Origin of the sequence: uncultured Photobacterium sp. (assembly GCF_947039875.1) — a bacterium.
GTDB lineage: Bacteria > Pseudomonadota > Gammaproteobacteria > Enterobacterales > Vibrionaceae > Photobacterium.
Genome location: NZ_CAMRAN010000070.1, coordinates 1 through 13592 on the forward strand (window position 1 = coordinate 1; position 13592 = coordinate 13592).

At 36.4% G+C, this 13592-nt stretch carries 13 protein-coding genes; 6 read left to right on the top strand and 7 right to left on the bottom strand.

Annotated elements, in window-relative coordinates; genetic code table 11:
- The coding region (locus Q0V26_RS16915) for a cold-shock protein (RefSeq protein ID WP_297485970.1) at positions 1-209 on the top strand (209 nt) is incomplete at its 5' end.
- Positions 210-371: 162 nt separating this feature from the next.
- Here the strand turns inward: Q0V26_RS16915 and Q0V26_RS16920 are convergent.
- From Q0V26_RS16920 to Q0V26_RS16930, 3 genes are all read right to left on the bottom strand, one after another.
- Complete coding sequence (locus Q0V26_RS16920; protein WP_297485973.1) at positions 372-2747, bottom strand: ATP-binding protein; 2376 nt, start codon at positions 2745-2747, stop codon at positions 372-374.
- A 222-nt stretch (positions 2748-2969) separates the two neighbouring features.
- Positions 2970-3851 (bottom strand): 6-carboxytetrahydropterin synthase, encoded by an 882-nt coding sequence (locus Q0V26_RS16925; RefSeq protein ID WP_297485976.1) that lies wholly within the window; start codon positions 3849-3851, stop codon positions 2970-2972.
- A gap of 160 nt (positions 3852-4011) precedes the next feature.
- On the bottom strand, positions 4012-4698 hold the full coding sequence (locus tag Q0V26_RS16930) for a hypothetical protein (protein ID WP_297485979.1): 687 nt from the start codon (positions 4696-4698) through the stop codon (positions 4012-4014).
- Between the two features lie 282 nt (positions 4699-4980).
- On the opposite strand from Q0V26_RS16930, the gene Q0V26_RS16935 reads away from it, so the two are divergent.
- Positions 4981-6462 carry a C69 family dipeptidase gene (locus Q0V26_RS16935; protein WP_297485982.1) on the top strand — a complete coding sequence of 494 codons (1482 nt, stop codon included), beginning with the start codon at positions 4981-4983 and terminating at the stop codon, positions 6460-6462.
- 81 nt (positions 6463-6543) lie between these two features.
- Here the strand turns inward: Q0V26_RS16935 and Q0V26_RS16940 are convergent, their stop codons facing one another.
- Complete coding sequence (locus Q0V26_RS16940) at positions 6544-6816, bottom strand: hypothetical protein (RefSeq protein WP_297485987.1); 273 nt, start codon at positions 6814-6816, stop codon at positions 6544-6546.
- Between the two features lie 277 nt (positions 6817-7093).
- Here Q0V26_RS16940 and Q0V26_RS16945 point away from each other — a divergent pair, with 277 nt between their 5' ends.
- Entirely contained in the window at positions 7094-7333 is a 240-nt protein-coding gene (locus Q0V26_RS16945) for a hypothetical protein (RefSeq protein ID WP_297485990.1), read from the top strand.
- Between the two features lie 76 nt (positions 7334-7409).
- On the opposite strand, the gene Q0V26_RS16950 is transcribed toward Q0V26_RS16945, so the two are convergent.
- On the bottom strand, positions 7410-7814 hold the full coding sequence (locus Q0V26_RS16950; RefSeq protein WP_297485994.1) for a hypothetical protein: 405 nt from the start codon (positions 7812-7814) through the stop codon (positions 7410-7412).
- Positions 7815-8023: 209 nt separating this feature from the next.
- Positions 8024-8230 (bottom strand): DUF3283 family protein, encoded by a 207-nt coding sequence (locus Q0V26_RS16955; RefSeq protein ID WP_297485997.1) that lies wholly within the window; start codon positions 8228-8230, stop codon positions 8024-8026.
- A 431-nt stretch (positions 8231-8661) separates the two neighbouring features.
- Here Q0V26_RS16955 and deoD point away from each other — a divergent pair, with 431 nt between their 5' ends.
- A complete protein-coding gene (gene deoD / locus Q0V26_RS16960) occupies positions 8662-9372 on the top strand; it encodes a purine-nucleoside phosphorylase (RefSeq protein WP_045035434.1) in 711 nt (236 codons plus the stop codon).
- A gap of 201 nt (positions 9373-9573) precedes the next feature.
- A complete protein-coding gene (locus Q0V26_RS16965; RefSeq protein WP_297486003.1) occupies positions 9574-11064 on the top strand; it encodes a lactate dehydrogenase in 1491 nt (496 codons plus the stop codon).
- Positions 11065-11201: 137 nt separating this feature from the next.
- Here the strand turns inward: Q0V26_RS16965 and Q0V26_RS16970 are convergent, their stop codons facing one another.
- Positions 11202-12908: an AAA family ATPase gene (locus Q0V26_RS16970; RefSeq protein ID WP_297486006.1), complete on the bottom strand. Its 1707-nt coding sequence runs from the start codon at positions 12906-12908 to the stop codon at positions 11202-11204.
- A gap of 607 nt (positions 12909-13515) precedes the next feature.
- On the opposite strand from Q0V26_RS16970, the gene Q0V26_RS16975 reads away from it, so the two are divergent.
- Positions 13516-13592, top strand: a 77-nt coding sequence (locus Q0V26_RS16975; protein ID WP_297486009.1) for a cold shock domain-containing protein, incomplete at its 3' end; no start/stop codon positions are given.

Consider the following 13592-nt stretch of genomic DNA (forward strand, 5'->3'; position numbering starts at 1 on the left):
CTAATCAAACAACTGGTCTAGTAAAATGGTTTAACGAAGAGAAAGGTTTTGGTTTCATTACTCAAGACAATGGCGGCGCTGACGTATTCGTTCACTTCCGTGCTATCGCTTCTGAAGGTTTCAAAACTCTTGCTGAAGGCCAAAAAGTGTCTTTTGAAGTAGAGCAAGGCCAAAAAGGTCTTCAAGCTGCAAACGTTGTAGCTCTATAATTTATCTTTATTGATAAATGAAAAAAATGCTGGCTAAGGCCGGCATTTTTTATATCTGCAATTTAGAGAAAATAAAAGTAAAAAAGCCAACTACTTACTAGTCGGCTTAGAAATACATTATCTACAAAGCATCACGCTCATCTTCATCTGTCACATCGACAACTACCGACGTAGTGCGTTCAGTTTACTCTGCACTAAACCAAATACCGTATTTGATGGATAGAAGCCTTGCTCCGCTTCCACACCTACTGCATTACCCGTAAATATTTCAATCGCTTGTGAAACATGACTGATAGCCCAAATAGTGAATTCACCTTTTTCAACGGCTTCAACAATATCTTTACGTAGCATTAGATTATGTACATTCGACTCAGGGATCATAACCCCTTGCCCAGCGGTTCTTCCTTTTATACCACACACATCAAAGAAGCCTTCAATTTTCTGATTCACACCACCAATCGGCTGAGCTTCACCAAACTGGTTCATTGAACCTGTGATTGCAATATCTTGCCGTAAAGGTAATCCAGAAAAAGCAGATACAATCGCACACACTTCCGCCATAGAGGCGCTATCACCATCAACACCACCATAAGATTGTTCAAAAGTCAGATGGGTCGTTAACGGAATTGTCGCAGTTTTACCAAACACAGATGCTAAATATGCCGATAGAATCATCACCCCTTTTGAGTGAATATTACCGCCTAATTCAGCGCTACGTTCAATATCAAACACTTCCCCACTACCGTAAGCAGTGGTTGCAGTAATACGACTCGGTGCGCCAAACTGATAATCCGATGTCGCAATCACCGACAACGCATTCACTTGTCCCACTGCATGTGAATGGACATCTAACAGAGTCGTACCCGTTACGAAACTATGCATCACATGATCTTTTAAACGACTAACACGTAACTCTTGATTGAGCATCGCTTGTTCAACATGACTACTGCGAATCATCGTGGCATTTGATGCACGCGCAATGTAATTTGTTTCACGTAATAAATTTGCAATATCTGCCGAGTGGAGCGATAACTTGTTTTGATCATCAGCTTGGCGTGAACTGTATTCAATGATGCGCGCAATGGCTTTACGATCACAATGCAGCATATCGTTATCATGCACAATACTGGCAATGAAACGTGCATAATGCTCTTCTGAAGTATCATTACGTGGCATATCATCTTCAAAATCAGCAGTTACACGAAATAGTTCTTTAAACTCAGGATCATAATGCTGTAGTAATTGATAAGTTTGATAATCACCAAACAGAATAATTTTCACATTCAAAGGAATAGCTTCTGGCTCTAATGAAATTGTTCCAGACAGTGTCACCTCTCGTTCAAGTGAGCTTAAATTTAGCTTTTGTGCGCGTAAAGCACGTTTAAGTCCATCCCAAACATACGGCCGCTCTAGCACTTTCACCGCATCCATCATCAATACGCCACCATTGGCACGGTGGAGACTACCTGCGCGTATTAATGAAAAGTCGGTAAAGACGGTGCCTTTATAAGTGGCGTTTTCCACATAACCAAAAATGGAATGATAACTCGGGCTCTCTTCAACCTCGATTGGAAATTTACGGGTATCAGATTGATGCACCAATACATTAACTTGATAACGACGTGGCATTTTTTTGTCTAATGAAGCATAAGCCAATGCGACTTGTTCTTCATTTTCTTCTAAGAAAATATCAATATTATCTAAAATATCTGCATACATATCAGCCAAATATGCTTTTACATCAGCGATTTTTTTATATTTAAGTTGAAGATCTTTAATACAATGGCCAACAACTTCTTTTGCAATATTTTCATCAAGCTTTTGCTGCTTATCTGAATATTGTTCTTCCCATTCAGTCAGTTTTCGTACGATACCACGCAGCTCAACTTCTAAATCATTAATAGTATTTTCAAACGTTTGCTGGTCATCAGCTGATAATGCCGCAAAGCTATCTTCACTATGGGGCTCTTTACCGTTCATTGCCACTAACTGATAATCACCTTGAGTTGTGATTGAAACGCTAATACCACGTTCTTCTGCACTTTTCGTTAATGATTTTAAGGTAGCCTCTTGTTTTGAAGTTAATTCTGATTTTAATTTTTCAGCACGCGAATAATAAAGTTCATTATCAAACGCTAAAGGAAACGCTTTTACTAATCGCTTCATTAGATTTTCAATGTCTTTTTTAAAGCTACACCCTTCCCCTGCGGGTAATTTTAGCACTTTCGGGCAACGTGTATCTCCAAAATTAGACACATAACACCAATCATACAGTGCATGACTATTACCATTTGGCTCATGTCGATTTAGATAACGCATCACCATAGTGCGTTTACCTAAACCATTACGGCCAATGGCATAAATGTTGTATCCCTTTTCTTTTATCGACATCGCGAACTCAACAGCATGTTGTGCGCGTTCTTGTCCTACTATTTCATCTAATGGTGTAAGGTGTTTAGTTGACTTACACGCATCACTCAACCCATTTAAGGCTGCAATACGATACAGCTTGTCACTGGTTAGAGGCGCTAAAGGCATAATCGATCCCTCTCATTTATGACACTTACTATTAAGTTTACGCACAAATAACAGACGATTAAGTGATACAAAGTAGATTTAGTGCTAAGGCTCTCACTATTAACGTTTTTTTGATGAAATTTTAACCATAAAAAAGCCCAATCTGATATTTTTATAACAACAAATATCATATTGAGCTTATTTTTTTATTGCTGAATCAATTACAAAGCAATAACGCAATGATTAATCTAACGTTACCATTGCACCTTTACCAACACCTTCATAAGCGAAAACATCCAAACGATCAGTCGCCGCTAATTGTGGCTTAATTTGTTCTGCAATGTAGCTAGCAAGTAACTCAACGGTGGTGTCTGTGGCTAAAATTTCAGTCACTGATTTAGCAATCGCTAATTCAAATTCCCCTTGCGGCGCGGTATAACGAAAACCGTAATGGGTATCATCATTAATATTTGCTGCGGCTGCACTTAAATTTAACTCACTAACACTAATCACATCTTCTTGTGACCCTAAGTAGATATCATGCCAACGTTGCGCCCATTGCTGTTCTAATTCAGCATTGCGTTGACCATTAACCACTAACTCGACAGGTGAGCGGTGACCGTGTGCAATACGTTGACAATTACCATCATGTTTTTTCAAGCCATGACTGTAATGATAAAACGCACCATCAATTTTCTCATGGCGCAAGGTTATTTCTAATCCTTGTACATTACTGGGTAAATGGCCCAACAATAATTGCTGTACATATTCAGTCACACTTTCAATAGTGATTGCATCTGTATCAATAAAGCAAAAAGCTTGCTCAGGACTATGCAGGTGAATAGCATGCTGGTCGCTAATCAAATCAACCGTCATATAACCTTCTTTCGTTGCTGCGGTCTGAATAGCAGCAGAGGCTGAAGGAATCAATAATCGGTGATCAACATACTGATCAACGAGTTGCTTAATTTGTTTTTTTACGCGGCTGAAATCAAGCACCATGCTCATTTCATTCAACTCACCCGACATCACCACATCAAGAATCCAGCTTTCACCTACCATTCCCCGTTGCGGGCACAAGTAAGATGCGTCAATTACAGTGAGGTCTCTAACGAATAGCTTCAAGGTGAAGTCCTTTATTGATAATGGTTGTCGTTTACTAGGGGAATGCATTATACGCGGCTCAACGAGTGAGTAAACCTTCATAATAAAATGTCCCAGTGCAGTGATAGCACCCTTATATTGTAGCGATAGCCACACTGGAGCATCAACAAGCTATTATGCTTTAGAAGCGGTAATTTAATGAAGCATAACCCGTTAGCACACTTTTTATTTGTGACGCGGCTTTATTCGATGACCATGGTTTAATATCTTCACCTTGAGTCGCAGTATTACGCATCCCCATTTCAGCTGAAATATGGTTTGAGATTCGCCAAGCCACACCCGCTTGAACACCAAGCACCTGCCCAGATTGACTATGCGAGCCATACTTTTGACCTTTAAGATCTGCGGTCATGTACCCTAAATGCGCACCGATAAAGGGATTAATCGCCTTGCCTGCACGGAAAAAATAATCGGCATTTAAAAGATGTAATGTCACATCAGTTTCAATTGCCTTAGCACCCTCAAAATCAGACTGAGTACTCATTTTTTGCCAACTGTAATAAATACGGCCAGATCCACCAGCAGTATAGAAACCAAGATCAACACCAATAAACCCCGAAGCATCAGGCGCTGAAAAGCGATTGATCAGCGTTGTGTTGTTACCATTAACAGTACCCGCTGTCATGCTAATATCACTGCTACCACCTGTTAAACCAACAAAGTAATGAGTGCTATCATCAAATTTAACTAACGGGGTCGTCGAATTATTATCAGTAACAGGTTGTAATACAAAAGGTTCTTCTGCTTGAGCGGCGGTTGATAATAATAGCGAAGTGAATGCACTAATAATGAGTGTCTTATTGATCATGGCTTAGCCTTGTCCTCTTATTGTTATAGTAGTGACATTATATCAATGATATTTAATATAAATTTCATTGATATAATACCTGAATAATTGATCAATCCCGAGTAATAACATCGCAACTTACAACCATAAATACTCTTACATTTATATTATTAACACTAGAATAGGTTATAAAACTGAAAAATAATTATACCTACTAAAGATATTTAAAAGTGATGTGCTTCACAAAAAAAATATGCTTTTCCCCGTATAACAGATCAATGGCTCACTTAACTAATAAATAAAATGAAAAAAATACCGTTTTTAGCATCAGCGATAACCACAGCATTGACCGCTGTTATTGCGTTTCCAGCAAGTGCTTGTACAACTATTCTTGTTGGTAACCAAGCAACAAACGATGGTTCTTACATTATTGCTCGTAATGAAGATTACCAAGCCACTAACGCTAAGCACTTTGTTTTCCATCCAGCAGAAAAAATGCAACAAGCTGACTTCCATGGTAATGCGAATAACTTTAGCTACCCAGCAGCTAAAAATGCATTGCAATACACCTCAATGTCAGACTTTGACACTAATAATAAGAGTATGGGCGAAGTTGGCTTTAACTCAGCAGGCGTCGGTCTTTCAGCAACAGAGACCATTTATAATGGCGTTAAAGCACTAAAAGCGGATCCATATGTGACGCAAACAGGGATTGGTGAAGATGCCATTGAAAATGTGATTTTACCCCGTATTCACTCTGCAAAAGAAGGCGTAGAGTTACTTGGTAAAATCATTGAAACTCAGGGTGCAGCAGAAGGTTTTGGTGTAGCATTTGTTGATAATACCGGTATTTGGTATTTAGAAACAGGCAGTGGTCACCAATGGATGGCTGAAAAAATTCCTGCCGATAAATATTTTGTATCCGCTAACCAAGGCCGTTTAAGCACATATTTACCAAATAACCCTAATTATATGGCATCACCAACATTAGTCAGCTTTGCCGAGCAACATGGTTTATACCAATTAGAAGCAGGCAAACCTTTCAACTTCCATGCTGCTTACTCACAAGACACGCCTAACGATGTAACGTATAACTATCCACGAGTGTGGACGTTGCAGCATATGTACACTCAAGGATTAACCACCAAGATCGACCAAGGCACAACTTTCCCTGTTTTTCTAAAACCGACCAAAAAACTCAGTGTTACCGATGTTGAACAAGGTTTACGTAATCATTACCAAGGGACATCTCACGACCCATACGCAACCCAAAATCCCAAAGAAGCTTATCGTCCAATTTCGGTATTCCGTACTCAAGAATCACACGTATTACAAGTACGTCCAAATTTACCAACAGCTATCGGTAATGTGGCATACATCTCATATGGTATGACAGCACTTGGGGTTTACTTACCTTATTATCAAGGCATGACTGAAGTGCCTCATGCACTCACTATTGGTACCAATAAAGCTGATAGTGCTTCTGCTAACTGGGCTTTCCGTAAGCTACAAACACTTGCGATGACGAACTGGAAAGTATTCTCTCCAATCATACAAACGGCTTACCATAAGTTTGAAGTGCAAACCGCATCAAAACAACGTGAGCTTGAAAAGAATTACCTTAAAATTTACAAACATCAGCCTAAAAAAGCACAAGCGTTAATCAATGATTTTGAGAAAACAACGGTCGCTGATGCATTAGCCTTAACCGAACAATTAACCAATACATTATTTACCCAAATGACATATACCACTGATATGACATACCATTTCGAAGGTGCGTAATACATAATATTGATTTAATTAGCTAGCATTAAGCATTGCTTTATAACAAGAAGATCATCTGTGGTCTTCTTGTTTTTATCTCTATTCTGCATCATCGGTCATTATTGTGGTTAGTATTCGTTTCATACCATAATAAACGGCAACCATTGGTGACAATAAAATAACAATCGCGATCCCATAGCTGATGCCAGCTGGCACCCCCATTCCCCAAGCGAATGTAAATGCTATTCCACCAAGAGCATCCTTTATCGCGTCAATAAATGAGTATTGACTAATAAGTAAAGGTAGCAAGGGTAAAATCAAAATCCCAACCCCGATACTTACCATTTTTATTTTAATGCTTTGTTTTAACATATAACCCCTACTTTTGAACGCTGTTTTATTGTCAAATAAAACACCTCACTAAGCAAATAAAATTTTTTATCCACATCAAAATGCGGAAACAATTAACTTAATAACCGCTTTACTATTACAACTTGGTAAAAGTTATTTAAGTATTCGCCCGATTATCATTTATCCAATATTGATTATAATCTGTGCGACATAACAGCGATACCGTTGCTGTTAATCAATCAACTTTCCTGTGTATTCCTACTTGCTTACTGGCAGATCTTTCCCATTGGAGGGCACAATGAATCAACAACGCGCAGAGAACCTTTATTACTACCTTAGAGAACAAAATACACCACAAAAAGAAATGAATGTGGTGATAAAACAACTTATTGAAAATTATAATATTAACTTATATTCACTCGATCGTCGTTACCGTGCTCGTATCGGATATTCCCCTAATCGTTATGACATTAATAGTTATGGTACCGCAGGATCTCGCACTATGAATCAAACTCGCGGCATGCAAAAATCACAATAAAAGAACCATAAAAAAACCCTAATAATTGATTATTCAAGTATTAGGGTTATTGCTTCGTTATCAGCTAGTCGCTACATTACCCTTTAAAGCGATCAACAATAAATGGCACTAAAGATGTATAAGTATACCAAGCAGCTGCAGCAATGATCACAGTCCATACAATACGAGAAACCCATTGTGTTCGTTGCATATGGCGCGAAGGATCGGGCTCACCACAATGAGGACAAAAATGAGCACGACGAGACACCGTACCATCACAAGCTGGGCAATCAGTTAAACGCTTAGAACGAGGCTTTGTCATAATTTCAATCGCTATATTGTCACTACTTACATCTGAATGGGATTCAGGTTGGCTAAAATCAAGGGGATTCGCTGATGGCGTTTTATACCCAGAACGTTTTTCCGCATGTAATGAAAATGATAGTTCCGGTTTATTGGCATCATTATCATCATCAAGAGCAGAAAATTCAGTTGTCTTCACTATATATTCACCATTTGATTAATTTTCGCACACATAGTACTCAATGTTAGAATAATAGTCTCCTTTTAAGCTGACATTAGTATAATAATAATACAATAAAGCCAAAATCAATCAGATATCATTCTATAAGTAAAAATAGCGATTATGCTAAAGCATCGATGAATAATCATTTCTACCTTAACGTTTAACAAAGCTATGCAATGAATGAATTAATTCACACCCATCAGGGTTTTATATTTCGTAATGGCTTGTTGGCAAAAATCGCGTTCGTCATCGTCTTCAATACTATTGGTTAATTCAGCAAAAGCCTCATACCCTACTTTGCCATTTTTTACTTTCCACACCGCATAAGATGCTTGTTTATCTAACTCGATACGCATTCTTTCGCTATCTGACAATTGGGTTAAATTATACATATTATTCTCAACCTACTTTTTTGTTAATTCTACCCAAGATCACGATCAAGAAGAACCCTTTTAAACTTCATTATTTTATGGCTATGTGGCGATTTAAAAGGGATATATTGGCGCCCATTGATGTAATCAATTACATTTCAATCAAAATATTAAAAAAAACGAATATAAAAACCGTTCAATAAAAATAAATTCTTTATTTATTAAACAATTAAATATCAACAGATACAGCTTCACAGTTTATCAAACACCAAAAAGAAAACGATACCCTTCACATTTTCAACAGATTTGGTAATCAACGAGGGTAAAATAATAAAACAGCCTTAATTTTGTGATTAAGATCTCAAGATTTGAATATTTTATTCCATAAACTATTACCATAAATTGAAGCACAAGCTTTGCTTCTGAATAACTCATAAACCTAGGATCTCTTCATGGCTACTCCACATATCAATGCCGAAGTTGGCGATTTTGCAGAAACAATTTTAATGCCGGGTGACCCACTACGCGCACAGTTTATTGCAGAAACTTACTTAGAAGATGTAAAACGTGTATGTGATGTACGCGGCATGTACGGTTTTACTGGTACTTACAAAGGTAAACCAGTATCTGTAATGGGCCATGGTATGGGTATTCCATCTTGCTCTATTTATGTACATGAACTAATCAAAGATTTTGGTGTTAAAAACATCATTCGTATTGGTAGTTGTGGTGCTGTTCATGATGACGTTAAGTTAATGGACGTTATTATTGCAATGGGTGCTTCAACAGATTCAAAAGTTAACCGTATTCGTTTCGCTAATCACGATTTCGCGGCTATTGCTGACTACCACTTATTGGAAACAGCGGTAAACCAGGCACGTGCACAAAATGTTGCAGTTCGTGTAGGTAACGTATTCTCTGCTGATTTATTCTACAGCCCAGAAGTAGGTCTATTTGATAAAATGGAACAACTAGGCATCCTAGGTGTAGACATGGAAGCCGCTGGCATCTACGGTGTTGCAGCAGAGCTTGGTGCTAAAGCACTGACTATTCTAACAGTGTCAGATCACATCAAACGTGGCGAGAAATTAAGTGCAGAAGCACGTCAACATTCATTCAATGAAATGATGAACGTAGCACTAGAAACTGCAATCAATCTATAATCTGTTATAGCGGTCATAGGCCGTCTGTGATAGAAATTCGATAGAAAAGTGGATAACGTGTCTTTTGGATATGTTTTCCACTTTTTTATACCCTCTAATATTTAGATCATCCAATAAATTGATAATGTTAAGAATATCTCTATATCATTATTTCACTTAGGTATAATCACGCCTTCTTAAACCGCAACTAGGCAATGCTCTATGACTTCATCCTCACTACCCACGACGCAGGATCAGTTACCACCAGCTTGCGATAATATTCAGCTCAATTATTGTAAAACTGTCGCCTGTGCTAATTTTAGTCGAACTGATCCTGATTTATATGTACTACAAAATAGCAATCTCCAACGGCCAGTGCTTATTTGCCGAGAATGTGGTGCTTTTCCGCCTGTCATTAACAATTATGACGTAGTCGCTGAAAAAAAACGCTTAAAACTAGAACAAAACAGTGGGTTAGCGGCTTGTTCAAATGAGTATTGTCCTTATCATAGCTTGCCAGTTCTCACCTATCGTCAGCACTATCATGCCTTTGGCTTTAGCGGTGAACGTCAACGCTATCGCTGCCGAACCTGCCACCACACCTTTGTCGATCCTTGGTCGAGCAGTAATAACAAACACCAGCTACAACAAAAATTATTGGCGTATTTATTTACGGGTTATACCGTACGGGAAATTTGCCGACGTCTCGACATGAATCCTAAAACCTTTTATGACCAATTAAATAATATTGCAGCGCGCTGTCGTCATCAATTAACGATTTTTGATGCCCGTTTAGGTAAACAATCACAAGATCGCCAGCTGGCAACCGATCTTACGCCATTGCAACCTCAAAGTAATAATGGCGTATTATGGATAGCAACGGCTGAGGTTAATTCAGGCTATGTCATAAGCCAACACGTTAATTACCAAACTCAATCAGCAACCACATCAGTTACACACCACGACGCCTATTGTAATGGCACTCGCTTTATTACCCCACATAACAACCATTACCCACCAAGCGCACCGCCGTTATCACAAGGTTTGCTCGCCCATATTGATACTACTTACCGTCAAATTTTAGCCCGTAAAAATATGGAAAATCCGCTTAGTGGCCAAGTCACTATTCATTATCCAACCAAAGGGTGTTTAATTCGGCCGCAATACACGGTATATAGTCATTTTTTATATTTACGTGAATTACTCAATCCAAACATTCCCACTTTAGCGGTGTTTATGCCGCAAGAAACCTTATTACGTTCAGCGTGTTTATCTGTTTTTATTGATCGTATTAATAACCATACTATCGACCCGCTTTATGTGGTTAAAGATCAGCAATGGCAACACGGGCAGCAAGTTGAAAAAATTGATATTGTTTTAATGGGATGGTGGCGAGATCGATGGGCATTTAGTCGTAATAATAGTGGCAATAAAGGTATCTGTCATCTTGGCGGTAATAAAGAAAATCAACAACACTGGTTATCGATTGCCACTCATCATGCAGCAACGGCTTATCAACAGCGTTTTTACGATCAGTTTAACAATATGGTTAATGAACCACGACGTAAACTGCGCCCTGCTAGCTTATTACCATTATTGGATATTTATCGTGCTTGGCATAACCTTTGCCATCAAAATAAAGCTGGAATTACTCCAGCGCAGACACTGGGCTTAATGTCTTCACCGATGACGCTTGAACAGTTATTGCAATAACGGTGTTGTAGTGGTTTTAGGATATGCTAATACATATATTTGTACCATTGTAATGTTGATAAAGCTTGGAGTGTGTAATTAAGAAAAAGATCGCTAGATAGCGACCTCTTAAACTTTTTTAATACGTGATTTATTAATTATGATTTTTTCAATAAATTAGTTAAATCCTTCTCAAATTTAGACCATGCTTCCTTTAATAATTTATCTTCACTAGTCGGAAATAATTTGCACAAATAAGAAATCAGCTCATTAACCCCAAGATTATGATTTGTATTTTTAACTATTAACCTCCATAATATTTTACCGTCTAAGTCATAATTATCTATAATTTGCTCCTTACCCTTCTTTTTAAAATTTTCAGTTGAAAAATATTCATCTGCTTTCTCTTTATACTGAGCAACTAAATCAGAAATTGCTAAGTTATTAAAAAAATTCATCGTTTCAAGAGCACAAATAAAATCATAGTCAGGGTTCGTAACTAACTTCGTTTTAAATTCCTTTTCTAAACTAGAAATGGGCAGAAAAGTAACATCATGATAGTAAGGATATCTATTATTTACTACATTACAATCAAGCTTTGGTAAAGTTAATCCGCACTCTTCAACTTTATTTTTATTATCTTTAATAAAACTATGATAATTACAAGTACAACACGGTGAGCCATATTCTTTTAAGAATTTATCTTTAACATCCCCATCAAGTACAATAATAACTTTAGAGGTATTAAACATACCATTTAATTTAAATTCATGCGTAAAATTTAGAACCTCTCTCCAGCCACCCAATGCTGAAACATTTATAAGTTTATTTTTAGAAAGATCACCGTTTGATATTGTTTCTAAAACAATTTTTTTTGCTAAACTATCTTCAACAAAAATTATATAATCATATCCAGATGGTTCATATATTCCTCGCATAGCATAATTAGGGTAACATGGATTTGTAACTTTAATATTACCTGAGTCAATATAGTAGTCCAGCATATATATCTGGTTTTCATTTAAATTAGATATAATATCTCTACTATGAGTAGAGAAAATAATACAAATATTATTTTCTTTAGAAACCTGATTACAAAACTGAATAAATCTTTTTTGAGATGATGGATGTAATGCTATTTCAACCTCATCGATAATAATTAGAAATGGTTCGTTTCGTGAGGATTTATCTGTATTATAAGTAATACGATAATATATATAATCGAGTATTTTTAATAATAAATACTCACCAGAACTCATTTTATACTGTGTGATATAACCACTGTTTTTCAATAAAAGAAAAGGCTTTTCTTTTTTTAAAAGATAATTTTCAGAATTATTATCTATTATCTTCGCTTGTTTATTTAACATCGATTTTGTAATTGTTTTCAACCCTTTATAATAATATTCATTCCCTTTCAGTATCTTTCCTAAGTTTTTATATATAAAATCTTGCGCATCAATTAAATCATCAACATTAATATTTTCGTAATGTTGACAATATTTATTTATTACACGAATGGATGAATTTACAAATCGATTACCATAAATTATTCCTGATTCAAAAAATCCTTTAATAACATCAATGTCACCATTTTTCACCCACTTACCATTATCTTTATTCCATACACACTCTTTATTATTTAAAACTATTTTTAAACATGATTCATCACGCTTTTCATCAAAGAAAATAGTATTTATTTTATTTGGATTCATTAACAATGAAATAGCATTTAATATTGTTGATTTACCTGTACCATTAGCACCAACCAAACAAATTAACCCAGGTTTTAAATCAAAATTCATTGAAAAATCATTGATTGATTTAATATTACTGATTTCGATAGAAAGATTTTTATTTTTCATATTTTATTACTAATTAACCTACCAATTAATATTGTACTACTTGCATATATTAGCAGTCAAACTTTGTTATTATATATATATTCCTTGACTAAGTTAGGTATACCTAACTTAAAATACAACTATAAATACTCCCTACAAGATCTTTTAAAAATCTAAAAAAACTGATTATGAGGGCGTTCTCCCACCATAAAAAACGATGGGGTAAATATATCTAATGCGATCCGATTCGTACTTGTACTAACTCGCAATTCACATAAAACAAAAAAATAAAGGCTATTAATAGAGCTTTTATAGCTAGAAACCTGTGCATTGATAAGACTATTATTGCTCACTGGTATTTTTGGCACCAAAAACACAGCAAGAACTTTTTTACTCATATTGATAAAAACAGCTGTACAAAAAACAAACAACTGTTATTATCTTTCTCGTTCTGTTGTTCAGGACGTTATTAAATGCAACACCAAGTCACAGTTAAACTTTTAGCTACAGCAACGTTATCGTTTTGTACTTCAGTGTTTCCCTTGTTTTGGCAGTAACATTAATAATTTAACCACTTAATACATCGCATTTTAGCGGTTAATTAATCATCTATAATAAGGGGCATCACATGTCTAATCAAACAACTGGTTTAGTAAAATGGTTTAACGAAGAGAAAGGTTTTGGTTTTATTACTCAAGACAACGG